Source organism: Salmonella sp. SJTUF15581 (assembly GCF_043356775.1).
In the GTDB taxonomy this organism is placed as follows: Bacteria; Pseudomonadota; Gammaproteobacteria; order Enterobacterales; family Enterobacteriaceae; genus Salmonella; species Salmonella enterica.
The window spans coordinates 122,838-146,021 of sequence record NZ_JBEUJY010000011.1 but is presented as its reverse complement, the minus strand read 5'-3'; the positions used below and the strand labels follow the sequence as shown (position 1 = coordinate 146,021).

The following is a 23,184-nucleotide window of genomic DNA, read 5'->3' as shown; positions in this document are numbered from 1 at the left end:
GCGTCAGCTTAACGCGAGTAGCTGACGCGTATACGCTTGTTGCGGTGCGGTAAACACGCGCTCGCATTGCCCCTGTTCAACCACCTCCCCCTGTCGCAGCACGATAACCTGATGGCACAGCGCGCGTACTACATGCAGATCGTGGCTAATGAAGATATAGGCCAGACGGTGCTTTTGCTGGAGCGATTTCAGGAGGGCAAGAATCTGCGCCTGAACGGTTTTATCCAGCGATGAGGTCGGTTCATCCAGAATAATAAGCGACGGTTTTAAAATCAGCGCCCTGGCGACGGCGATACGTTGACGCTGGCCGCCGGAAAACTCAGCGGGGTAACGATGCCGTGTTTCCGGGTCCAGGCCGACTTCCATCATGACCGCTTTCACCTGCTGTTCGCGCTGCGCGCCTGAAAGCGTAGGCTGGTGGACGCGCAGGCCTTCTTCGATAATTTGCAACACGTTTAAACGCGGGTTTAGCGATGAGTTTGGGTCCTGGAATACGACCTGGATACGGTGGCGAACAGGTAAAAGCTGGCGGCGGTTTAACGTATCCAGCGATTGACCGTCAAATACGATGCGGCCTTCGGAGCGGATAAGCCGTAACAGCGCCAGACCGGTGGTGCTTTTTCCCGATCCTGACTCGCCGACCAGACCCAGCGTTTCGCCTGGATGCAGGGTGAAACTGATATTGTTAACCACCACATTATGATCCACGACGCGCTTCAGAATGCCTTTGCGGATTGGGAAGGCGACGCGCAGCCTGTCCACTTCCAGCAACGGCGTCTGCCCGGCGGGGAGCGGAACCGGATCGCCTGTGGGTTCGCTGTTGAGTAGTTTTTGCGTGTACGGATGGGTCGGCGCGGAGAGCAGCGTGTCGGCGCGTTGGTTCTCTACGCACTTGCCGTGTTGCATTACCGCCACTGAATCCGCCAGTTTTTTTACAATGCTGAGGTTATGGGTGATAAACAGCAATCCCATATTAAGCTCGCGCTGGAGTTCCCGTAGTAGAGATAAAATCTGCGCCTGTACGGAGACGTCGAGGGCGGTGGTCGGCTCATCGGCGATCAGTAATTCCGGCCGTGTTAACAGCGCCATGGCTATCATGACGCGCTGGCGTTCGCCGCCGGAAAGCTGATGAGGGTAATCGCGCAGACGCTGGCTCGCTTGGCGGATACCGACCCGATCCAGACAACCGATCATCTCCGCTCTTGCCGCCTCCCGACGCATTCCCCGATGGAGCGACAGCACTTCATAGAGCTGTTTTTCCAGCGTATGCAGCGGGTTAAGTGAAACCATCGGTTCCTGAAAAATCATGGCGATTTTATTGCCGCGCACGCCGCGTAGCGTCTGCTCGCTGGCATGAAGCAATGATTCGCCGTGAAAGCGAATATCGCCGGAGAGGTAGACGGCGGGAGGGGTAGGCAAAAGACGCAGAATGGAAAGCGCCGTCACGCTTTTTCCTGACCCGGACTCGCCGACCAGCGCCAGCGTTTCCCCGGCGTTCACCTGTAACGAAATGGCGTTAACGACAGAACGCACGTGCTGTTGCTGACGGAAACCTACCGATAAATTTTCAATCGCAAGCAATGGAGATGTCATCTTATACCGCCTTAGCAGGATCAAAGGCGTCGCGTACCGCTTCGCCGATAAAAATCAGCAGCGATAGCAGAATGGCGACAGACAGAAAGGCGGCGATCCCCAGCCAGGGAGCCTGTAAGTTGTTTTTCCCCTGTAAAAGAAGTTCGCCGAGAGAAGGGGAGCCAAGCGGCAGACCAAATCCCAGAAAATCCAGCGACGTCAGGGTGGTGATGGAGCTACATAAAATGAACGGTAAAAATGTCAGGGTAGCGACCATCGCATTAGGCAACATATGGCGCAGGATAATGTCACGATCGCTGACGCCAAGCGCCTGCGCGGCGCGGATATAGTCAAAATTGCGGGTCCGTAAAAACTCGGCGCGCACCACGCCCACCAGACTCATCCAGCCAAACAGTACGGTTATGGCCAGCAGCCACCAAAAGTTAGGCTGCACTACGCTGGAAAGTAAAATAATCAGAAACAGGGTCGGCATCCCCGACCAGACTTCGATGAGACGTTGCCCCCATAAATCGACTTTGCCGCCATAATACCCCTGTAGCGCGCCCGCCAGTACGCCCATGACGCTGGAGCAAATTGTTAACATCAGGCCGAATAAAATAGAAATGCGGGTGCCGTACAGGATGCGGGCGAAAACGTCGCCGCCATTCGCATCGGTGCCCAGCCAGTTTTTCGCCGAAGGCGGGGAGGGGAAAGGCTGCGTGGTGGCAAAATTAATGGTATTGGCGCCAAAGCGTACGGGGGCCCACAACACCCAGCCCCGATTCTCAAGCTGCCGTTGTAGCCAGGGGTCCTGATAATCTGCCGTTGTCGCCAGCGGGCCGCCGAAATCGCGCTCGCTGTAATTTTTTACCAGCGGAAAATACCACTGGCCTTCATAGCGCACCAGCAATGGCTTATCGTTAGCAATCAGTTCCGCACATAAGCTCAGGCTGAACATGACCAGGAAAATCCATAGTGACCAATAGCCCCGGCGATTATGGCGGAAACGCGCCCAGCGGGCCTGATTGACCGGGCTTAATCGCGGCATTATCGTCCCTCAAAATCAATGCGTGGATCGACCAGCGTATAGCTGATATCGCTCAGGATATTCAGTAATAAGCCAATCAGGGTAAAGATATAAAGCGTGCCGAACATCACCGGATAGTCGCGCGAAACGGTTGCTTCATAACCCAGCAGCCCCAGGCCGTTGAGCGAGAACATGACTTCAATTAGCAGCGAGCCGGTGAAAAACATACTGATAAAAGTGGCGGGAAACCCGGCGATCACCAGCAGCATGGCGTTACGAAAAACATGTTTCCAGAGAATGTTTTTTTCACTCACGCCTTTAGCGCGAGCGGTAACGACATACTGTTTACGCACCTCGTCGAGAAACGAATTTTTCGTCAGCATCGTCAGGGCGGCAAAACCGCCGATGACGGTCGCCAACACCGGCAGCGTAATATGCCACAAATAATCGGTGATTTTCTGGTACCACGGTAATGTGTCAAAGTTGGCGGAGACCAGGCCACGTAGCGGAAAAATATCGTAGTAGCTGCCGCCGGCAAAAAAGACGATTAATAAAATAGCAAACAGAAAGGCGGGGATCGCATAACCAATAATGATAAACGCGCTGCTCCACACATCAAAGCGACTGCCGTTATGGACGGCTTTGCGGATCCCCAGCGGGATAGACACCAGATAAATAATCAGCGTGCTCCATAATCCCAGGGTAATGGAGACGGGAAGGCTATCTTTGATCAGCGTTAGTACGGATGCGCTGCGAAACAGACTGTCGCCGAAGTCAAAAGAGAGATAGTCCCGTAGCATCTTGAAATAACGCTCATGCAGCGGTTTGTCGAAGCCGTAGCGATGGGTGATCTCCGCGATCACCTCCGGATCGAGTCCCCGGCCGCCGCGATAATGGCTGTCGCTGATATTGCCGACGCCGGTTTGCGCATGACTGGCGCGAACGCCTTCGCCGCTGGCGCCGGGCAACGCGCCGCCCTGACCAAATTCAATCGCGGCAATCGCCTGATCGACAGGGCCGCCGGGAGCGATCTGCACGATAAAAAAGTTAATGGTAATAATGGCCCATAGCGTGGGGATCACCAGTAACAGACGGCGGATGAGATAGGCACCCATTGATTCTTACTACCTCCTGGCTGCCGGTAGCTTGGCGGCTTTGTTGACATCATACCACCAGGTATCTAACCCGATGGTATATACCGGGCGAATCGCCGGATGGGAGAATTTATCCCACCAGGCGAGCCTGTCTTGCGCCATATACCACATCGGCAGCATGTAATAGTTCCAGGTCAGCACGCGATCCAGCGCCCGTCCCAGCGGCACCAGTTTCGCTTTATCACCCTGCGCTGCGATAATTTGCGCGATCAGTTTATCCACCACCGGGCTTTGTACGCCGGGAGCGTTATAACTGGAGTCAATGTATTCCGACGCCCATGAGATTTGTAGATCGGAGCTGGGCCAGGGCATCGCCCGCCATAGCCTCGGCATCATGTCATAGTCGCGGCTGCGCATCCGGTTGGTGAGCTGAGAATTATCAACCTGACGGATAGTCATCGTAATGCCCAGACGCTGAAGATTATGCTGGAAGGGCAGAACCCACTGGCTATTACTGCTGGCAGGAAGGAGAAGTTCAAACGTCAGAGGCTTACCGGTGACGCTATTGACCCGTTGCTGTCCGTTGATCACCCATCCGGCCTGCGTCAACAAGGCGTCAGCTTTAAGAAGATTTTCGCGATCGTAGCCGTCGCCGTTAGAGACCGGCGGCTGATAGATCTGGGTGAAGACTTCAGGAGGAAGATCTTTTTTCATCGGCGCGAGTAATACCAGCTCATCGGCGTCAGGGTAATTTCTGGCGGCGTACTCGGTATTCTGGAAGTAACTGTTGGTTCGGCTCCAGGCATTATAGAACAGCGCTTTATTCATCCACTCAAAATCGAAGGCCAGGGTGACGGCTTCACGTACCCGCCGGTCTTTAAATACCGGGCGCTGAATATTAAAGGCCAGCCAGCGTGTGTCCTGCGCCGACTCGTTTTTCTGCTCTTCTTTAATGATGTAATGATTATCGAAATTTTTACCGATATAGCGCGTTGCCCAGTTTTTAGCGTCGTTTTCCAGCCGTAGATCAAATGCGCCCGCTTTAAACGCCTCGAAAGCGACATTGTCATCAAGGTAGTAATCGTAGCGGATAGTGTCGAGGTTAAAACGTCCACGATTGACCGGCAGATTAGCCGCCCAGTAGTTTTTGACGCGTGAATAGACAATGTACTGGCCCATTTTCCACTGAGTAATCCGGTATGGCCCGCTGGCTAAGGGCGGCGTTGAAAGCGGATCGCTGAGCTTGTGATTTTTCCAGAATTTTTCGGGCATGATCGGTAGTGAAAACAGACTAAGCATGTCTTCTTTACCAGGCTTCGCCAGCTCAATTCGCACGGTTAAAGGCGCAATCGCCTTCACGGTAGTACCTTTATAGACCAGACGGAACTGCGGTACGCCTTCAGTCATAAACTTATGAAAGGTAAAGGCCACATCGCGGGCGGTAATGGGCGTGCCATCGTGAAAACGAGCGCGGGGGTTAATCGAGATTTCCACCCAGGAATAGTCGGCGGCATAGCGGGCATGGTCGGCAATCAGCGGATAATAGCTTCCGGGCTCATCATCCGAGGTGGTAAAAAGCGTATCGTAAAGGGCTTCGGTACGTACGCCGGGATTGCCGCGCAGCGAATAGCGATTGAAATTATCGAACGTACCAATGGCGGAAAGCGTCATCTGACCGCCTTTCGGCGCAGCAGGATTCACATAATCAAAGTGATCAAAGTTAAAAGCATACTTAGGTTCGCCGAGTACGGCGAAAGCGTAGCTTTCTTTGATTTCCTGGGCCTGGGCGCCAGCGCTAAGCAGTGCGACAAGCAGAAGTATTACGCGCGCAGTCATCTGAAGGCGGTTTCCTTATCGTATTGCCCGCTGCAAACCGGCAGGCGTTTCGCTGAATAATAAGTGACGTTGCGTCTGATGTGAATCCGTTAAAACCGTAAGGGGACTACCATTCAGGCACGGAAGGCGCCGACATCCACAGCACGAAATCTTTTAGGGGTAAAGGACGGCTAATCCAGTACCCCTGCAAGTAATTAACACCGTGATCGCGTAGCCAACGGGCCTGCTCCGGCGTTTCAACGCCCTCGGCCACCGTCAGCATATTCAGGCGTCTGGAGAGCGTCAGCACGGTATCCAGAACCGGAGACGTGACGGTTTCCGTGCCGATCGCCTGGATAAAGCCGCGATCGATTTTCAGATAATCTAAAGTAAATCGCTCCAGATAAATCAGGGCGCTATGGCCTGTACCGAAATCATCTATAGCGATTTCAAACCCGGCGGAATGCAGCCATTCGAACAGTTTGGCCGCTTCATACTGCTGGAGCATATCGCGTTCAGTGATTTCCAGCACGATATGAAAATGGTGCGCGGGCAGGGCGTCCCTGAGCCGGTGCATATCCTCTTTAAAACTGTCGCTGTGCAGATGTTCCGGCGCGATGTTAATGCCAAATTTGGCACCGACGGGCATCACCTTCTGTAGCGTGGGTGCGTCGCGGGCGATCAGCTCGAACAGATGCTGCGTTAACGGTACGATAAGTTGTTGCGCTTCGGCATAGTGGATAAAGGCATCCGGCGGAATCTCGCCTGCCGTAGGGTGACGCCAGCGCAGTAAGACTTCAAGCCCGGTGACGCTCAGCGTACGAGTATCGACGACGGGCTGATAAACCACATAAAACTGCTCGTGTTTGATCGCCGTTAAAATCTCTTTGCCCGGTCGCGTCCGGAGGGCATAGATAAAGTAACAGATAAACCCCGCTACGATGCCGCTAATGCAGCCCAGCATCAACGCATACCACAAGTCATTGTAGGTCCAGCTATCGGCATAAAGCTGTATTTTAAGCGGCAGGCCGTTGATAGTTGCCTGTCGTGATGGCGTGCCCGGCAGCTCCGCGACGGTCAGCAGACGCGAAGAAAAGGTCGACAGCGCGGTATTGCCGACAATCAGCGCGATGCCGTTAAAATCGTCCTGGCGCGTGGTATAGAGTAAGTAGGGCGTCAGGTTAATATTCAGCGATGTGAATACGCCGCTGTCATTTAATAATGGGTTTCGATACCAAATCACCATTGTCGGTTTGTTGGGCATCATTGGCGTGCCGGGCAGAATCGCCATAGCAACGTCTTTGCGGATATCTATATCCGGTACCAGTTGCTGAAGCGGCATATTCATGGCGCCAGTGGCGGAAGAGCAGAACACTTTTTTATCTTTAATCAATAAGAAGGCGCGGACATTAAGGCTAAAAGCGGCTCTTGAGGTGAGTTCTGCGCCAACCTGCTGACAGGTGTTGATCGTCAACGGCTGAAGAATATCGGTGGTGGCTTTCAGGTCGGCGAAATAGCTGACCAGGTAATGTTGTACATCAGAAAGGAGCGTATTGTATTTAACATCCCGTTTATGCCACGACAGGAAAAATTGCAGGCTACCAATAAGTAATGCTGCCGCCATCCCCGTAATGATACAGGTAAGCAGGATTTTCCGACCGGAAGAGGAGTCGCGTGTAAGCATAATTCCTGGTATGACCTGAAAAGGCGGATGCCGGTTAAACTGGTTGATTTATAAGACTATAGCCTGGATTACCCCGGATAGTCATGCTTTTCTGTGATGCGCAGGAAAGCGTATTGTCGCAGTAGCCGTTGGGGGAAACGACCTGAATGTCTGATGGCGCTATGTTTATCAGACCTACATTCGTGTGTTGTAGGCTGGATAAGAGGCGACACGTCGCCATTCGGCAAAACGGGTTCAGAAGGGATAATAAGCAAAAGCACTGCTGAAGCAGTGCTTTTTATGTCGTCTCATCAGGTAAGCCAAGGGAGGTGCTGCCTGATGAAGATTAACTGCGGCTCAGAACTCGACGCGCTTCATTGTAGCGTTTTTTCCAGTACGGTTCGTTCATACTGGAGATAATGACGCCGCTACTGGTAGACGCATGGACAAACTGGTTATTGCCGATATAAATACCGACATGACGGCCAGTGGAACCGGCGCGGAACAGAACCAGATCGCCCGTACGCAGGTTATTGCGTGAAACCGCTTTGCCCATTTCCTGCTGTTCATAGGTTGAACGCGGAAGCTCTAAACCAAACTGTTCACGGAAGGTGCGCTGTACAAAGCTGGAACAGTCGACGCCTTTCTTAGTGCTGCCGCCCAGGCGGTAACGCACGCCTTTCCAGTCAGCATACTGATCCATAATCCGCGACTTAACGTCGAGGTTACGCACCATATTTTCAAATTCATCCTGAGAGGCTTGCAGTGAAGAGCTATCGCTATTGCCCACAGCATGCGTCTCAGAATGCATATTCTTTGCGGTATTGGTGGTTGTGCTACAAGCAGAAAGCAGAACCGCAACTGCAATCGCAGGAATCCCGCGCAAAATATATCTCAAAATCGGTTGAGATTTGACCATGTTGTTTGTTTTCCCTTGAAGTCCTTAACGATAAATATCGTTATAAAAATGCCAAACGTGATGAGACTAATTACCTGCACAGCTTGAGACAATTCTTTGTGCACAAATCTGTGGCGGAACGCACAAATTTATTCGCAATGAGAATAATTATCTGGCGAGGCAAAACGAGTTTGAGATTACCCGATTGTTGCTGTCATTGCGAGCGATTTCGCGTGATTTTTTATAAGAATTTATGATACGAAAAGTGAACTATCAGCACGGGTCAAATTAAGCGCAAATCGTTTAAAAATCGGGCAAACTGTTCATTTTGCAGAGGAATAATATGACCGAAAAATGATGGGCTGGGGGAATATCATCATAAATTACCTTCAACGATGTAAAACTATCGCTGAAGGTAATGTTAATTACATAGGTTATTTGTTTAAAATTTGTTTATTCCCGCCCGGAAGATAATTCTCAAAAAGCGCTATCGCCCGGTCGCTGAGCGGGGTCATCAGCCACCAGGGGAGGCCAATCAAAATAACCGTGAGTGACCCGACCACAATATCGGTGAACCAGTGAGCGCCAATCATAACGCGCGGAAACGCGAAAACCACAAATATAATAAGGGCGATAATCCCCGCCGTTTTGCCGAAATAACGCAGCATAAAGGCGGAAAATATCAGCAGCATCATACCGTGATCGCCTGGGAAACTGTCTTTTGACGCGTCTTTTGTCGGGATATGCAGCAACTCGCTGACGCGATAAATATGCTCAAAAGAGAGCGTTGGGCTGGCGCGCTTGACGGGGATCAGCGCCTGACCGAGTTGGTTAAGCACCACCGCTGTTAGCAGCATGACCAATCCGATTATCACAATGCGCCGCCGGCCCGACGCGTCTTCTTTTAGCCAGAAACTGAGCATCAGTCCGCCCATCGCCAGCAGCGAACAGCCGTCAAACGCCCGATTATTGGTAATAGCGACCCACCAGAGGAACGCGTGGCTTTCCACCAGTTTCTGGTTAAAGAAGTGGAATATGCCGGAATCAATGGTGAACCAGAAGCCGTGATTGACGGGAAGATACCATGACAAAAACAGCGCCAGACCGGCGGCATTAAGCAGAATTATCAAGGAATAGCGGGTTTTCATCGTCATTTCGCCATAGTTTTTAAACGGTGGCAACCTTACGCGTGCGTCGCTAAACGAAGCTTCAACAAGGCCGTCTGTAACGTATTCCAGTCGGTTTCTGTGTTTGAGATAAGTTCAACCCGGCTATCCGGCGGCGCGACACTCTGTGTTTCGATGTGCAGGTCATCGCCCTGGCGATTGATGCGTACCAGCCCCTCTTGTATGCGCATAACGCCTTTCACCCGGCCCACCGGCGCCAGACGCGCCCATTCGAGTAGGCCAATGGTGTCAAACACGGTATCGGCATCGAAAATCCAGCCGCAGGCCTGATGACCTTGTCCGCTATTGAGGCTGCGTCGCCAGCGCTGCTGGGCGGGCAGATTTAGCGCGGCGAGTCCTTTTTTACTGGCATGAGTGTGAGAATGCGCGGCGCTGGCCGGCAGTTCCGCCAGATTTTGTCGTGGTAAATCCAGAAGCTTACCGTCTATCTGTCCATGTTCGGCATGAATCAGTTGACGATCGCCGCCGTACTGTCGCCACCACTGTTGCAGGGCGGCATCGCTCTGTGCCGTGGCGCGATCGGTCTTATTGGCGATGATAATATCGGCTGAGGCGAGCTGATCGCGGAAATTTTCATTGGCGACGCTCTGTTGGTCCAGTAGCAGGCGAGGGTCAAGGATGCAGAGCGTAGCGCGTAAATCAATCCACGGCTCATAAACCGGCGCAGTTAATAAATCCAGAATCTGTTTTGGGTGCCCCAGTCCGGTTGGTTCAATCAGCAACCGATCAGGTTTGCCCTGGCGTAGCAGCGTGTTGAGCCCTACCTGCATAGGCAATCCGTTGACGCAGCACATGCAGCCGCCGGGGATCTCTTTTAGCAGTGCGCCGCTGTCGGCAAGCAGTGCGCCGTCAATACCCACTTCGCCAAATTCATTGACCAGGACGGCCCACTTTTCAGCCGGATCTTTATGAGCTAATAAATGAAGGATAGAGGTGGTTTTTCCGCTACCGAGAAATCCAGTAATAAGATTGGTTTTGGTCACGTCAGCTCCAGAATATTGATACAACATAACAACTTTAATAATCCTGGCGAATAAACGTGAAAAAGAGAAGCGCTGAGTTGACGAAGTCGTGCTTCTGCCATCTTAAGAGCAGAAAATGTTAAATTTTTAACGTTTCTCTTTCCGGGCGCAGAACAGTCAATAAACAAAAGGGTCAGGCTGCGCCCTGGGGCGCAGCCGAAAAATGCGAAACTTAATCCGCGCGCCCCATATAACGGCGTTCTTCGATATGAATGCGGATTTTCTCACCTGCGCTCAGGTATTCGGGAACCTGAATCACCAGACCGGTGCTTAATGTCGCGGGTTTGTTACGTGCGCTGGCGGACGCTCCTTTAATACCCGGCGCGGTTTCGACGATTTCCAGATCCACGGTCTGCGGAAGCTCTAGCGCCAGCAGTTGGCCGTCCCAGGTCAGAACCTGCATATCCGGCATTCCGCCTTCAGGCATAAACAGCAACTCTTCTTCAATCTGATCTTTGGTGAAGGTATACGGCGTATAGTCTTCTTTATCCATGAACACATATTCGTTGCCATCGACATAAGAAAAGTCAACGCCGCGACGGCTCAGGGTGACGGTATCAACGATATCGTCGCCTTTGAAACGTTCTTCCACTTTCAGACCGGTGCGGACATCGGAAAAACGCATTTTATACAGTGTGGCGGCGCCACGGGCGGTAGGCGACTGAATGTCGATATCTTTCACAATCAGCAATTTGCCGTTGTAGTTCAGTACCATACCTTTTTTGATTTCGTTCGCTCTTGGCATCGAGGAGATCCTGTTGTAGAGATTATCTAAAATATCGCGTAAAACTACTCGCGCCGGGCCGTCCAGGCAAGTGGAATTGTCACTTTTGCTGGTGCAAAAAAGGTGATACTGTTCGCCCGCTTTCCGCCCCGCGTTCAACGAGAATACGCGATGGCATGTCGCCCGGAGGGGGGAAGTGTGCTGTGTTGTCCCTTCTGTTTCCAGCCTTGTCTTCGGAATGTCTGAGGGCAGGCCTGATCATGATGACGTCCACATTTTAAATCTGGATTTTTCTTTGGACAAATTCTGTTATCTTTCATTTGGTTATAGATAGAGGGCTGAGCATGGACTGTCGTAGCGGTTGTGGCGCTTGCTGTATTGCGCCTTCAATTTCGTCGCCGATACCCGGAATGCCGAATGGCAAGCCGATGAATACCAGATGCGTGCAGCTTTCGGAAGATAACTTGTGCCTTATCTTTGGCTCGCCTTTACGCCCAAAAGTGTGCTCTGGTTTGCAACCGACAGGGGACATGTGTTTAACGACCCGGGAAGAGGCCATTATTTATTTGCTGGAACTCGAACAGAAAACCTTACCATGAGCTAAGCCGTTTTTGATAAACGTGCAGGGGCTTACGTTATATCCCGAAATAGTCTGCAAAAGCTGCGCCTCAAATTACCTCCTTTTACCATTAAATAGCGTAATACATGATTCCCTTATTTCGTGGCTTCTGAAGCGGTAGATGTCGCCGCTCAACCCCGTTGGTGCCTGAACGTGTACCGAATAAACCGTCACATAAAACAAAAACGATCAATTTTATTTATATGATAGCTTTTATCTATCAAAAAGAGGAATTTTGATCGATTTTAATTATTTATAACGATCGATATCATGAATTTGATAGTTTATATCTATCATTGATGTATTTACCGATCGATATAACCAGTGTGAATGTGTTGTTATTTTCCTTTAAAATACTCGAATTCTTATGTGTGGGTTTTATCTTATGAAGAAATATACGTTCGCAGCCAGGGCGTTTATTTTTACGCTGGTGTTGCTTTTTGTTATTTCAGTATTCGGGTTGACTATTAGCGTTTTAAAAGGGATGTGAAATGCGGGGAGAAAATAGTGAAATTGATTTAGTCGACGTTTCCTTATTCCTTATAAGAAAATGGCTAAGTATCATGATCGCTACCTTTATTTTTGTTGCCATTGGCTATGTTTTTGTGAGCGTGCAGCATGATACAAAGGTTGTGAGTATTACAATCAAACCTAATCTGGATACGCCTGCTACCTATGCGTTATGTGGCTATACTAATGATATTCAATGTAAAACAACGGTTATCCTTAACCAGTTTAGCCGTTTCTTGCCTGCGGACTATAAAAATAAAATAAGTTTTGACGCGAAAAATCAGCTTGTTCTTTTTAAGGCGCAGGGGAGGGAAGAAAGCGTCAATAATATTATTTCCACCCTGAAAAATAGTGTCGATAAAATGGCAGCATGGTATATCGATGACGGTGACATTAAACGTTATAGCGTGCATAAAAATATGTTACAAACGGAAACATATGCAAAGCTATCATTGTTGTCGGAGGCGGTTAAAAATAATGCTAACATTGAAGTGATAGAAGTTGCTGTAACACCAAAATATAAGATGCGGCTGGTGTTGGTCCTTTGCGGGCTGATGGGCGTAATTTTCTCAATAACCGGTCTTTTATGTAGGAGGGCGCTTACAGAATATCGTATTGAGAAAAAGACAATGAATGACAGTGCATGAACATTGCGCAGAGATAAACTCTGCGCTGAAATGTGTCGAAGAGTAAAAGTATCAGGCTTGCAAGTTAAACATCTTTAATACGCGCCAGGCAGAACATGGTGGCGACAATCATAACTAACGCAAACCAGAAGACCGCATGATAATTCCAGATTTCTGCGGCGATTCCCGCCAACGAACCGGCAATGATCCAGCCGACGCGAATGGTATTGGTATACAGCGTGGTGGCTGAACCCGCCTGGCCTGGCATGAGATCCTGAAAATAGAGCATGCCAATCCCGCCAAGAATGCCGATGTAAATCGCGTTCAGCAACTGCAAGCCGAGCAACGTTGCCGGCGCGTGCGCCAGCAACATACCCGCATAAAAGCACAGTCCGGCGACAACGGCGATGCACATTAACAGGCGTTTTCCCAACCGTTTGGCGAAGTAACCTGCAATCAGCATTGTGGGAATCTCCAGCCCGGCGGCGGTGCCCATCATCACGCCTGCAAGTTTTTCCGGAAGATGCAGCTCATTGATGATAAACAGCGGCATATTAATGATATACAGGCTGTTAGTTCCCCACATTAACGTACAGATGACAAACAGCAACAGCGTATCGCGGCGATTACGACGCGGTGCTTCCAGCGTGCCGGTCGCCAGCGGCGCATCTTTGCGCATTGACGGTAAAAAGAACCACACTATGACGCCGCAGACGATAAAAGCTACCGCCGCGCTCAAATACATCACCGTAAAGCTAAAACCCATCGCCAGCGCATAGGCCAGCGGCGGCCCAATGACCCAGGCCAATGAGACCTGGGCGCGGAGGATTGAGCTGAACATCACCGCTTCACGACCTGTACGATCGGCATGTTCACGGGCGAGCGCAAACATCTGCGGGTTGGCGGTAGAGCCGAAGCTACTGAGAAAGACGCCGATAAACAGCAAAATAAAGTAGTTGCGGTTCCAGGCAAACAGCACGCAGGCCAACATGCCCAGCACGCAACAGAAAACGATCAGTTTTTTGCGATCGCCTTTTTTATCTGAGCGACCCGCCAGAAACTGGCTCACGATAATGCCGATAACCGCGCTGCCGGTAAAAAAGAATCCCACCATGCCGGGACGGGCGTGAACCTCATCCGTCAGAAAAATACTGAGCGTCGGCGCCTGTAGCGCACCGGCAATACCGGTGAGAAAAGCGACGATCAAAAAGGCGGTAGACGCCAGGTCAAACGATTTAGGCGCAGCGGCGGCGGGACTGTTGTGCATGTTTCTATATCAGTGGTGTGAAGAGAGGCGGAGTTTACGCTGCCCGTCAGAAAATAAACAGGCGTCTGAATCAAAATCGACACGAAAAATCAAAATAGCATTCCAGTTTGTTACCAGGGCGTGCTGACGCAAGCTGAAAGAAAAAGCTGAAGCCTTTTATGCGTCAGCTATTGAGGGACTGTTGGAGAAAAAATGTGCTTCACCTCAAAAAATTGCTACAAAACCGGTAACTTTTCTTGCGTGCTGAAGCAGAAAGATCCAGACTTCTTGAAACGTTTCAGCGCGATCTGGTTTTTTTGATAACTCAGATTGGCGCTTTTTTTCTCATAGTGGCTGAATCGTTTCAATTCAGCAGGAGAGGAGACACATGTTCCAGTTATCGGTTCAGGACATTCATCCGGGCGAGCAGGCCGGAAATAAAGAAGAGGCCATTCGGCAAATCGCCGCCGCGTTAGCGCAGGCGGGGAATGTGGCGGGCGGCTATGTTGACGGTATGCTGGCGCGCGAACAGCAAACCTCGACCTTTCTTGGCAATGGTATTGCGATTCCCCATGGCACAACAGACACGCGCGATCAGGTGCTGAAAACCGGCGTCCAGGTCTTTCAATTTCCGCAGGGCGTTATCTGGGGAGAAGGCCAGGTCGCCTACGTGGCGATTGGTATTGCTGCCAGTTCGGACGAACACCTTGGCCTGCTGCGTCAGCTGACGCATGTGCTGAGCGATGACTCCGTGGCTGAACAGCTGAAATCCGCGACAACGGCGGAAGAGCTGCGCGCATTGCTGATGGGCGAGAAGCAAAGTGAACAATTAAAACTTGATAATGAGACGATGACGCTGGATGTCATCGCCAGCTCGCTGGTCACATTGCAGGCGCTAAATGCGGCGCGTCTGAAAGAGGCGGGAGCGGTTGATGCGGCGTTCGTCGCAAAAACGATTAACGATAGTCCGATGAATCTGGGGCAAGGCATCTGGCTGAACGACAGCGCGGAAGGCAATTTGCGCAGCGCTGTTGCGGTAAGCCGTGCGACCCAGGCGTTTGACGTAGAGGGTGAAAAAGCAGCCTTATTAGTCACTGTTGCGATGACCGACGAGCAGCCGATTGCCGTGCTAAAACGCCTCGGCGACCTGTTGCTGAACAATAAAGCCGATCGTCTGCTGAGCGCCGACGCCGCGACGCTGCTGGCGTTGCTGACCAGTGATGATGCGCTGACGGATGACGTACTGAGCGCGGAATTTGTAGTGCGTAATGAGCATGGTCTCCATGCCCGTCCGGGCACCATGCTGGTGAATACGATTAAACAATTTAACAGTGAAATTACCGTGACAAACCTTGATGGAACCGGCAAACCGGCAAACGGACGTAGTCTGATGAAAGTGGTGGCGTTAGGCGTGAAGAAAGGCCATCGTCTGCGCTTTACCGCGCAGGGTGAAGATGCTGAACAGGCACTGAAAGCGATTGGCGATGCGATCGCCGCCGGTCTCGGGGAGGGCGCATAATGAGCAGGCGTGTCGCCACCATTACCCTTAATCCGGCTTACGATCTGGTTGGGTTTTGCCCTGAAATCGAACGCGGCGAAGTGAACCTGGTGAAAACCACGGGTCTGCACGCGGCGGGCAAAGGCATTAACGTTGCCAAAGTGCTGAAAGACTTAGGCATCGACGTCACCGTCGGCGGTTTTCTCGGTAAAGATAACCAGGACGGTTTTCAGCAATTGTTCAGCGAACTGGGCATCGCTAACCGCTTTCAGGTGGTTCAGGGCCGGACCCGCATCAACGTGAAGCTGACGGAAAAAGATGGCGAAGTGACCGACTTCAACTTTTCCGGCTTTGACGTGACCCCCGCAGACTGGGAACGCTTTGTTAACGACTCCCTGAGCTGGCTGGGCCAGTTCGATATGGTCTGCGTCAGCGGTAGCTTACCGGCTGGCGTGAGTCCGGAAGCGTTCACCGACTGGATGACGCGTCTGCGCAGCCAGTGTCCATGCATTATCTTTGATAGTAGCAGTGAAGCGTTAGTCGCCGGTCTTAAAGCTGCGCCGTGGCTGGTGAAACCGAATCGCCGCGAACTGGAAATTTGGGCGGGTCGTAAGCTCCCGGAAATGAAAGATGTAATTGATGCGGCGCACGCGTTACGCGAACAGGGTATCGCTCATGTGGTGATTTCGCTGGGGGCGGAAGGCGCGCTGTGGGTTAACGCCTCAGGAGAATGGATCGCTAAACCACCGGCGGTTGACGTGGTAAGTACCGTTGGCGCAGGCGATTCCATGGTTGGCGGATTGATTTACGGCCTGCTGATGCGCGAGTCCAGCGAACATACGCTGCGTCTGGCGACGGCGGTTGCCGCGCTGGCGGTCAGCCAGAGCAATGTGGGTATTACCGATCGTCCTCAGTTGGCCGCAATGATGGCGCGTGTCGACTTACAACCGTTTAACTGACAGCAGGAGAGGCATAATGAAAACGCTGCTGATAATTGACGCTAATCTCGGCCAGGCTCGCGCTTACATGGCGAAAACCCTGCTTGGAGCGGCGGCGCATAAAGCAAATCTGGAAATTATCGACAATCCGAATGATGCTGAGCTGGCGATCGTGCTGGGCGAATCTCTGCCGAACGACAATGCTCTGAACGGCAAAAAGGTTTGGCTGGGGGATATTGGTCGCGCCGTCGCGCATCCGGAACTGTTTCTGAGTGAAGCCAAAAGCCATGCGACCCCTTACAGCGCCCCTGCTGCGGCTGCTCCTGCGGCGAGCGGCGGTCCGAAACGCGTGGTCGCGGTAACGGCCTGCCCGACCGGCGTCGCTCATACTTTTATGGCGGCTGAAGCCATTGAAACAGAAGCGAAAAAACGCGGCTGGTGGGTAAAAGTCGAAACGCGCGGCTCCGTGGGGGCCGGCAATGCCATCACCCCGGAAGAGGTGGCGGAAGCGGATTTAGTGATTGTGGCGGCGGATATCGAAGTGGATCTGGCGAAGTTTGCTGGTCTCCCGATGTACCGCACGTCGACCGGCCTGGCGCTGAAAAAGACGGCGCAGGAGCTGGATAAAGCCGTAGCGGAAGCGACGCCGTATCAACCGGCGGGTAAGGCATCGCAAGCGGCGACCGAAGGGAAGAAAGAGAGCGCTGGCGCATACCGGCATCTGTTGACGGGCGTTTCTTACATGCTGCCTATGGTGGTTGCCGGGGGACTGTGTATTGCGCTTTCCTTCGCCTTTGGTATTGAAGCCTTTAAGGTGCCGGACACGCTGGCGGCGGCGCTGATGCAGATTGGCGGCGGTTCGGCGTTTGCGCTGATGGTGCCGGTACTGGCAGGTTATATCGCTTTCTCCATCGCGGATCGCCCAGGCCTTACGCCGGGTCTGATTGGCGGTATGCTGGCGGTTAGCACCGGTTCCGGTTTTATCGGCGGGATCATTGCCGGCTTCCTTGCCGGGTATATGGCGAAGCTTATCAGTACCAAACTGAAACTTCCGCAAAGTATGGAAGCGCTGAAGCCAATCCTGATCATCCCGTTAATTTCCAGTCTGGTGGTGGGGCTGGCGATGATTTACCTGATCGGTAAACCGGTTGCCGGGATTCTGGAAGGGCTCACCCACTGGCTGCAAACCATGGGGACGGCAAACGCGGTGCTGCTGGGCGCGATTCTCGGCGGGATGATGTGTACCGACATGGGCGGCCCGGTGAACAAAGCGGCGTATGCGTTTGGCGTTGGTCTGCTGAGTACGCAAACTTACGCGCCGATGGCGGCGATCATGGCCGCAGGTATGGTACCGCCGTTAGCGCTGGGTCTGGCAACGATGGTGGCGCGTCGTAAGTTCGACAAAGCGCAGCAGGAAGGCGGTAAAGCGGCGTTGGTGCTGGGGCTGTGCTTTATCACTGAAGGCGCTATTCCGTTTGCGGCGCGCGACCCGATGCGTGTACTGCCGTGCTGTATCGTTGGCGGCGCGTTGACCGGGGCCATTTCTATGGCGGTAGGCGCAAAATTGATGGCGCCGCATGGCGGTCTGTTTGTTCTGCTTATCCCAGGCGCAATTACGCCGGTATTGGGATACCTGCTGGCAATTGTGGCCGGTACGCTGGTGGCAGGGCTGGCTTATGCCGTCCTGAAACGTCCGGAGACGGAAGTCGCGGCAAAAGCGGCATAAGAGAAACACGCTAAAAAAGGCAGAGCGCGCTCTGCCTTTTTTATTGCCTGAAGAACATTGAGCGTCAGGCCATCGCTTCGGCAATTTGCTGGGCTTTTAACCACGCAATCTCTTCCGCCCAGATATCAGGATTGATGGTCTCCAGTATCAGCGGAATACCGTCAAAACGCCCATCCTGCATAATCCAACGAAACGCATCGTGGCCGATATTGCCTTCACCCAGACTGTGATGGCGGTCAACGCGGCTACCGAAGGCGCTTTTGGCGTCGTTCAGGTGCATTCCGCGCAAATACTGAAATCCGACAATTTTCCCGAATTCGGCGAATGTTTTTTCGCACGCCTCTGGCGTACGCAGATCGTATCCGGCGGCAAAGGCATGGCAGGTATCGATACAGACGCCAACGCGCGACTTATCTTCCACGCCGTCGATGATGGCGGCTAACTGTTCAAACTCAAACCCCAGATTACTGCCCTGACCGGCTGTATTTTCGATAACCGCCGTAACGCCCTCGGTCTGCGCGAGGGCAATATTGATGGATTCCGCGATCCGCGCCAGGCAATCCTCCTCTGCAATCTGCATCAGATGGCTACCGGGATGAAAATTAAGCAAGGTTAAGCCGAGTTGTTCACAGCGCTGCATTTCATCGAGAAAGGCATCGCGTGATTTTTCCAGCGCTTCACTGACCGGATGGCCCAGATTAATCAGGTAACTATCGTGGGGAAGAATTTGCGCCGCCGAGAAATGATACTTTTCACAGGCGATTTTAAAGTCATCAATGACCTGGGGAGTAAGGGGGGCGGCACGCCACTGACGCTGGTTTTTTGTGAAAAGCGCAAAGGCCGTTGCGCCAATTTCAGCCGCGCGGGCAGGGGCGTTAGCCAGACCGCCAGCAGCGCTGACGTGCGCTCCGATGTATTTCATAAAAGACTCCTGTTAAACCCGCTAACGGTTCATTACGAACGCTATGATAACGGGTTAACAGGCGTGAAACGTAATAATTTATGCGATAAGGCTATGGATTAGGACGTTAATGGCGCCACCGCCAATAATCAGCCAGGCGAATAGTGCCAGCGCCATCAGCAGCGGTTTCGCCCCCGCTTTTTTCAATGCGCTAACGTGAGTGGTCAGACCCAACGCCGCCATCGCCATCGCCAGCAGCACCGTGTCCAGCGTCACCAGCATATCCACCACGGCTTTCGGCAGCAGGTGGAAAGAGTTGAAGATCGCCACTACGATGAAGAAAATAGCAAACCACGGAATGGTAATTTTGCTTTTTTCCGCGCCGGTCGCCGGTGAAAGCTGTTTAACGCGTGCCGCCAGAATGATCAGGAACGGTGCCAGCATCATGACACGCAGCATCTTAGCGATAACTGCCGCATTTTCCGCATCCGGGCTAACGGCATGACCCGCTGCGACCACTTGCGCGACTTCATGCATGGTTGAGCCGATATAGATGCCGTAAGTTTCCGGGCTGAACCAGTGCGCCAGCAGCGGATACATTGCCGGGTAAAGGAAAATAGCGATGGTGCCGAAAATAACGACAGTCGCGACGGCTACAGTAACCTTACTGGCTTCCGCTTTTACCACCGGTTCTGTCGCCAGTACCGCCGCCGCGCCGCAGATACTGCTACCGGCGCCAATCAGCCAGCTGGTATGCCTGTCCAGACCAAAGACTTTTTGGCCTAAGAAGCAGGCCAGCATGAACGTGCTGGAAAGCGTTAATACGTCAATCACAATACCGCTAATACCCACGTCGGCGATTTGTGAAAAGGTAAGGCGGAAGCCGTAAAGGATAATCCCTAAACGCAGCAGATGTTGTTTTGCAAACAGCACGCCGCCGTCGCATTGTTTCCATATTTGTGGATAGACGGTATTCCCGATAACCATACCCAGCAGGATAGCCAGGGTCAGGGCGCTGAACCCCGCGCCTGCAACGGCAGGGATAGCGCCGCCCCACAGGGCGACTCCTGTAATGACGGCGCTCAGAGCGAGCCCCGGTATAAAATGCCACATTGTACGACGATGATTCTGCAAGGTGAGTTCTGTCATAACCTTCTCCTGTATATGGACAATAAGGTTACGGTGATCTGGTTTAAAAATAAAATTGATTATATATTTATAATTAATCTTTATAAGTGGTAAGTGAAACGCTATCGGTGGGATACGACTATGCATATTACGCTACGACAACTTGAAGTGTTTGCTGAAGTACTGAAAAGCGGTTCAACAACCCAGGCGTCGGTCATGCTGTCATTATCGCAGTCCGCCGTTAGCGCCGCGCTCACCGATCTGGAAGGTCAGCTCGGCGTACAGTTGTTTGATCGGGTGGGGAAACGGCTGGTGGTCAACGAACACGGGCGCTTGTTATACCCGCGCGCGCTGGCATTGCTGGAGCAAGCGGTAGAAATTGAGCAGCTATTTCGTGAGGATAACGGCGCGATACGGGTTTATGCCAGTAGCACCATCGGCAATTACATTTTACCCGCCATGATTGCCCGCTATCGCCAGCATTATCCGGCCTTACCGCTGGAACTCAGCGTGGGAAACAGCCAGGACGTGATTAACGCGGTGCTGGATTTTCGGGTTGATATCGGCCTGATTGAAGGACCATGTCACAGTACAGAGATTATTTCTGAGCCGTGGCTGGAAGATGAGCTGGTGGTCTTTGCCGCGCCGTCCTCGCCGCTGACGCAGGGGCCGGTGACGCTGGAACAGCTTGCGGCATCCCCATGGATTTTACGCGAGCGCGGTTCCGGTACGCGGGAAATTGTCGATTATTTGCTGTTGTCGCATTTGCCGCGCTTTCATATGGCGATGGAGTTGGGGAATTCAGAAGCGATCAAACATGCGGTGCGTCATGGACTGGGGATAAGCTGTTTATCGCGCCGGGTGATTGCTGAACAACTCCAGGCGGGAACCCTGGGCGAAGTCGCGGTGCCGTTACCGCGCCTGGTGCGCACGTTGTGGCGTGTTCATCATCGGCAGAAACATCTTTCTAACGCGTTGCAGCGTTTTTTGAGTTACTGTGAATAAAGGTGAAGAGGAGGGCTGCCCGGGTGGCATCGCCATTTTTAGTATCCGCTTACGTATACGTTATTCTCTGCTTTACTTATAATCCGTGGCCGGTCATGAAGGTCTCTTATAACCGCGCATTTGTGTCGGAAGGATAGTATTTCGTCTGTTACAATCGCGCCTCATTTTTTGGATGGATAGCATTTTCACATGGGTTCCAAAACTAAAACCACAGAAGCGCCCGCGCTACGTCGCGAATTAAAGGCGCGTCACCTGACGATGATTGCCATTGGCGGCTCCATCGGGACAGGTCTTTTCGTTGCATCTGGTGCGACAATTTCTCAGGCGGGGCCAGGCGGCGCGCTGTTTTCTTATATTCTGATTGGTTTGATGGTCTACTTCCTGATGACCAGTCTTGGCGAGCTGGCGGCCTATATGCCAGTATCTGGCTCGTTTGCGACATATGGTCAGAACTATGTGGAAGAAGGCTTTGGTTTCGCGCTGGGCTGGAACTACTGGTACAACTGGGCGGTGACTATCGCTGTTGACCTGGTTGCCGCGCAATTGGTCATGGGCTGGTGGTTCCCGGACACGCCGGGCTGGATCTGGAGCGCGCTATTCCTCTGCGTCATTTTCTTGCTGAACTACATTTCCGTGCGCGGTTTTGGCGAGGCGGAGTACTGGTTCTCGTTAATTAAAGTCGCGACCGTTATTATCTTCATCATCGTTGGCGTAGCGATGATTATCGGTATCTTTAAAGGTGTCGAGCCGGTCGGCTGGAGCAACTGGACGACGGGCGATGCGCCTTTTGCTGGCGGTTTTGCGGCAATGATTGGCGTCGCGATGATCGTGGGCTTCTCTTTCCAGGGAACTGAGCTGATTGGTATTGCCGCCGGGGAATCTGAAAACCCGGAGAAGAATATTCCGCGCGCGGTGCGTCAGGTGTTCTGGCGTATTCTGCTGTTTTATGTTTTCGCGATTTTGATTATCAGCCTGATCATTCCTTATACCGATCCAAACCTGCTGCGTAACGACGTCAAAGACATTAGCGTCAGTCCGTTTACCTTAGTGTTCCAGCATGCGGGCTTGTTGTCTGCGGCGGCGATAATGAATGCGGTTATCCTGACGGCGGTACTGTCTGCGGGTAACTCCGGGATGTATGCCTCGACCCGTATGCTCTACACCCTGGCCTGTGACGGTAAGGCCCCGCGTATTTTTGCGAAATTGTCCCGCGGCGGCGTACCGCGCAATGCGCTTTATGCCACCACCGTGATTGCCGGTCTTTGCTTTTTGACCTCAATGTTCGGCAACCAGACGGTCTATCTGTGGCTGTTGAACACCTCCGGTATGACGGGCTTCATCGCCTGGCTGGGGATTGCCATTAGCCATTATCGCTTCCGTCGCGGTTACGTGATACAAGGGTATGATGTGAATGATTTGCCGTACCGTTCCGGGTTCTTCCCGCTGGGGCCGATTTTCGCCTTTGTACTGTGCCTGATTATTACGTTGGGGCAGAACTATGAAGCGTTCCTGAAAGATACCATCGACTGGGGCGGCGTCGCGGCGACCTATATCGGTATTCCGCTGTTCCTGCTTATCTGGTTCGGCTACAAGCTGATAAAAGGTACGCATTTCGTGCGCTATAGCGAAATGCACTTCCCGGAACGCGTTAAAAAGTAACGTAGTCTTCTCGTCATAGGCCGGATAAGGCTTTATGCCGCCATCCGGCACGGACTGCCTGAACCTGACCCTTCTAACCCTCTCATTCGAGAGGGTTTTTTGTTTTTTCTTTATGATTGGTTCAAATGACATAATTATTAACAATTAAATTGATAATTATTATCGTTTGCTTTATCGTTACGCTCGAAATCAGAAAGGATGAAGATTCGGGCGCGACCGTCACTCATGAGCCCGACTCGCCTGCATAAAAAGAGTTCGCCGTGATAACCGTTATCGCAGGCGAAACGTAATGCGTTGTGAGCGATAACCGATTTTTTTGTCGTATT

General features: G+C 52.2%; 20 protein-coding genes. 8 read left to right on the top strand and 12 right to left on the bottom strand.

Annotated elements, in window-relative coordinates; translation table 11 throughout:
• Positions 1–3: 3 nt before the first annotated feature.
• The 9 genes from yejF to yeiP form a co-directional block, all read right to left on the bottom strand.
• Positions 4–1,593 carry a microcin C ABC transporter ATP-binding protein YejF gene (yejF, locus tag ABVN36_RS18265; RefSeq protein WP_023138356.1) on the bottom strand — a complete coding sequence of 530 codons (1,590 nt, stop codon included), beginning with the start codon at positions 1,591–1,593 and terminating at the stop codon, positions 4–6.
• 1 nt (position 1,594) lies between these two features.
• Positions 1,595–2,620 carry an ABC transporter permease gene (locus ABVN36_RS18260; RefSeq protein ID WP_001137753.1) on the bottom strand — a complete coding sequence of 342 codons (1,026 nt, stop codon included), beginning with the start codon at positions 2,618–2,620 and terminating at the stop codon, positions 1,595–1,597.
• Positions 2,620–3,714: a microcin C ABC transporter permease YejB gene (locus ABVN36_RS18255; RefSeq protein ID WP_000501623.1), complete on the bottom strand. Its 1,095-nt coding sequence runs from the start codon at positions 3,712–3,714 to the stop codon at positions 2,620–2,622. Before ABVN36_RS18255 ends, ABVN36_RS18260 begins: the two co-directional genes overlap by 1 nt.
• A 9-nt stretch (positions 3,715–3,723) precedes the next feature.
• Positions 3,724–5,529, bottom strand: a complete 1,806-nt coding sequence (locus ABVN36_RS18250; RefSeq protein WP_000127032.1) for an extracellular solute-binding protein — start codon at positions 5,527–5,529, stop codon at positions 3,724–3,726.
• Positions 5,530–5,635: 106 nt separating this feature from the next.
• Positions 5,636–7,192 (bottom strand): cyclic di-GMP phosphodiesterase, encoded by a 1,557-nt coding sequence (locus ABVN36_RS18245; protein ID WP_023138358.1) that lies wholly within the window; start codon positions 7,190–7,192, stop codon positions 5,636–5,638.
• A 325-nt stretch (positions 7,193–7,517) separates the two neighbouring features.
• Entirely contained in the window at positions 7,518–8,090 is a 573-nt protein-coding gene (gene mepS, locus ABVN36_RS18240) for a bifunctional murein DD-endopeptidase/murein LD-carboxypeptidase (protein WP_000241015.1), read from the bottom strand.
• 413 nt (positions 8,091–8,503) lie between these two features.
• Positions 8,504–9,223: a phosphatase PAP2 family protein gene (locus ABVN36_RS18235; RefSeq protein ID WP_000178091.1), complete on the bottom strand. Its 720-nt coding sequence runs from the start codon at positions 9,221–9,223 to the stop codon at positions 8,504–8,506.
• A 29-nt stretch (positions 9,224–9,252) separates the two neighbouring features.
• Positions 9,253–10,239, bottom strand: a complete 987-nt coding sequence (locus ABVN36_RS18230) for a GTP-binding protein (RefSeq protein WP_000169350.1) — start codon at positions 10,237–10,239, stop codon at positions 9,253–9,255.
• A gap of 211 nt (positions 10,240–10,450) precedes the next feature.
• Entirely contained in the window at positions 10,451–11,023 is a 573-nt protein-coding gene (gene yeiP, locus ABVN36_RS18225; RefSeq protein WP_001136822.1) for an elongation factor P-like protein YeiP, read from the bottom strand.
• A 323-nt stretch (positions 11,024–11,346) separates the two neighbouring features.
• Here yeiP and ABVN36_RS18220 point away from each other — a divergent pair, with 323 nt between their 5' ends.
• From ABVN36_RS18220 to ABVN36_RS18210, 3 genes are all read left to right on the top strand, one after another.
• Positions 11,347–11,601 (top strand): YkgJ family cysteine cluster protein, encoded by a 255-nt coding sequence (locus ABVN36_RS18220; RefSeq protein WP_001523448.1) that lies wholly within the window; start codon positions 11,347–11,349, stop codon positions 11,599–11,601.
• Positions 11,602–11,988: 387 nt separating this feature from the next.
• Positions 11,989–12,111 carry a membrane protein gene (locus ABVN36_RS18215; RefSeq protein ID WP_001519564.1) on the top strand — a complete coding sequence of 41 codons (123 nt, stop codon included), beginning with the start codon at positions 11,989–11,991 and terminating at the stop codon, positions 12,109–12,111.
• Between the two features lies 1 nt (position 12,112).
• Positions 12,113–12,778 (top strand): GNVR domain-containing protein, encoded by a 666-nt coding sequence (locus tag ABVN36_RS18210; protein ID WP_023138360.1) that lies wholly within the window; start codon positions 12,113–12,115, stop codon positions 12,776–12,778.
• Between the two features lie 64 nt (positions 12,779–12,842).
• On the opposite strand, the gene setB is transcribed toward ABVN36_RS18210, so the two are convergent.
• A complete protein-coding gene (setB, locus tag ABVN36_RS18205) occupies positions 12,843–14,024 on the bottom strand; it encodes a sugar efflux transporter SetB (RefSeq protein ID WP_000551926.1) in 1,182 nt (393 codons plus the stop codon).
• A gap of 367 nt (positions 14,025–14,391) precedes the next feature.
• Here setB and fruB point away from each other — a divergent pair, with 367 nt between their 5' ends.
• Genes fruB through fruA form a run of 3 tightly spaced genes read left to right on the top strand, consistent with a single transcriptional unit; the run spans position 14,392 to position 18,165 of the window.
• Positions 14,392–15,522, top strand: coding sequence for a fused PTS fructose transporter subunit IIA/HPr protein (gene fruB / locus ABVN36_RS18200; protein WP_023138361.1), 1,131 nt, complete (start codon positions 14,392–14,394; stop codon positions 15,520–15,522).
• Positions 15,522–16,460 carry a 1-phosphofructokinase gene (gene fruK, locus ABVN36_RS18195; protein ID WP_393923688.1) on the top strand — a complete coding sequence of 313 codons (939 nt, stop codon included), beginning with the start codon at positions 15,522–15,524 and terminating at the stop codon, positions 16,458–16,460. The genes fruB and fruK overlap by 1 nt, the downstream gene beginning before the upstream one ends.
• Positions 16,461–16,476: 16 nt before the next feature.
• Entirely contained in the window at positions 16,477–18,165 is a 1,689-nt protein-coding gene (gene fruA, locus ABVN36_RS18190; RefSeq protein ID WP_000854408.1) for a PTS fructose transporter subunit IIBC, read from the top strand.
• A 64-nt stretch (positions 18,166–18,229) separates the two neighbouring features.
• Here the strand turns inward: fruA and nfo are convergent, their stop codons facing one another.
• On the bottom strand, positions 18,230–19,087 hold the full coding sequence (nfo, locus tag ABVN36_RS18185) for a deoxyribonuclease IV (protein ID WP_023138362.1): 858 nt from the start codon (positions 19,085–19,087) through the stop codon (positions 18,230–18,232).
• Positions 19,088–19,165: 78 nt separating this feature from the next.
• Positions 19,166–20,215 (bottom strand): YeiH family protein, encoded by a 1,050-nt coding sequence (locus tag ABVN36_RS18180; RefSeq protein WP_000137966.1) that lies wholly within the window; start codon positions 20,213–20,215, stop codon positions 19,166–19,168.
• A 120-nt stretch (positions 20,216–20,335) separates the two neighbouring features.
• On the opposite strand from ABVN36_RS18180, the gene yieE reads away from it, so the two are divergent.
• Both yieE and lysP read left to right on the top strand, forming a co-directional pair.
• Entirely contained in the window at positions 20,336–21,199 is an 864-nt protein-coding gene (gene yieE / locus ABVN36_RS18175; protein WP_000548316.1) for a DNA-binding transcriptional regulator YeiE, read from the top strand.
• Positions 21,200–21,388: 189 nt separating this feature from the next.
• Positions 21,389–22,858 (top strand): lysine-specific permease, encoded by a 1,470-nt coding sequence (gene lysP, locus ABVN36_RS18170; RefSeq protein ID WP_000534999.1) that lies wholly within the window; start codon positions 21,389–21,391, stop codon positions 22,856–22,858.
• Positions 22,859–23,184: the final 326 nt, after the last annotated feature.

Excerpts from the sequence above, each read along its gene's own strand:
- yejF (WP_023138356.1), bottom strand. The coding sequence starts at position 1,593 with ATGACATCTCCATTGCTTGCGATTGAAAATTTATCGGTAGGTTTCCGT.
- ABVN36_RS18260 (WP_001137753.1), bottom strand. The coding sequence starts at position 2,620 with ATGCCGCGATTAAGCCCGGTCAATCAGGCCCGCTGGGCGCGTTTCCGC.
- ABVN36_RS18255 (WP_000501623.1), bottom strand. The coding sequence starts at position 3,714 with ATGGGTGCCTATCTCATCCGCCGTCTGTTACTGGTGATCCCCACGCTA.
- ABVN36_RS18250 (WP_000127032.1), bottom strand. The coding sequence starts at position 5,529 with ATGACTGCGCGCGTAATACTTCTGCTTGTCGCACTGCTTAGCGCTGGC.
- ABVN36_RS18245 (WP_023138358.1), bottom strand. The coding sequence starts at position 7,192 with ATGCTTACACGCGACTCCTCTTCCGGTCGGAAAATCCTGCTTACCTGT.
- mepS (WP_000241015.1), bottom strand. The coding sequence starts at position 8,090 with ATGGTCAAATCTCAACCGATTTTGAGATATATTTTGCGCGGGATTCCT.
- ABVN36_RS18235 (WP_000178091.1), bottom strand. The coding sequence starts at position 9,223 with ATGACGATGAAAACCCGCTATTCCTTGATAATTCTGCTTAATGCCGCC.
- yeiP (WP_001136822.1), bottom strand. The coding sequence starts at position 11,023 with ATGCCAAGAGCGAACGAAATCAAAAAAGGTATGGTACTGAACTACAAC.
- ABVN36_RS18220 (WP_001523448.1), top strand. The coding sequence starts at position 11,347 with ATGGACTGTCGTAGCGGTTGTGGCGCTTGCTGTATTGCGCCTTCAATT.
- ABVN36_RS18215 (WP_001519564.1), top strand. The coding sequence starts at position 11,989 with ATGTGTGGGTTTTATCTTATGAAGAAATATACGTTCGCAGCCAGGGCG.
- ABVN36_RS18210 (WP_023138360.1), top strand. The coding sequence starts at position 12,113 with ATGCGGGGAGAAAATAGTGAAATTGATTTAGTCGACGTTTCCTTATTC.
- setB (WP_000551926.1), bottom strand. The coding sequence starts at position 14,024 with ATGCACAACAGTCCCGCCGCCGCTGCGCCTAAATCGTTTGACCTGGCG.
- fruB (WP_023138361.1), top strand. The coding sequence starts at position 14,392 with ATGTTCCAGTTATCGGTTCAGGACATTCATCCGGGCGAGCAGGCCGGA.
- fruK (WP_393923688.1), top strand. The coding sequence starts at position 15,522 with ATGAGCAGGCGTGTCGCCACCATTACCCTTAATCCGGCTTACGATCTG.
- fruA (WP_000854408.1), top strand. The coding sequence starts at position 16,477 with ATGAAAACGCTGCTGATAATTGACGCTAATCTCGGCCAGGCTCGCGCT.
- nfo (WP_023138362.1), bottom strand. The coding sequence starts at position 19,087 with ATGAAATACATCGGAGCGCACGTCAGCGCTGCTGGCGGTCTGGCTAAC.
- ABVN36_RS18180 (WP_000137966.1), bottom strand. The coding sequence starts at position 20,215 with ATGACAGAACTCACCTTGCAGAATCATCGTCGTACAATGTGGCATTTT.
- yieE (WP_000548316.1), top strand. The coding sequence starts at position 20,336 with ATGCATATTACGCTACGACAACTTGAAGTGTTTGCTGAAGTACTGAAA.
- lysP (WP_000534999.1), top strand. The coding sequence starts at position 21,389 with ATGGGTTCCAAAACTAAAACCACAGAAGCGCCCGCGCTACGTCGCGAA.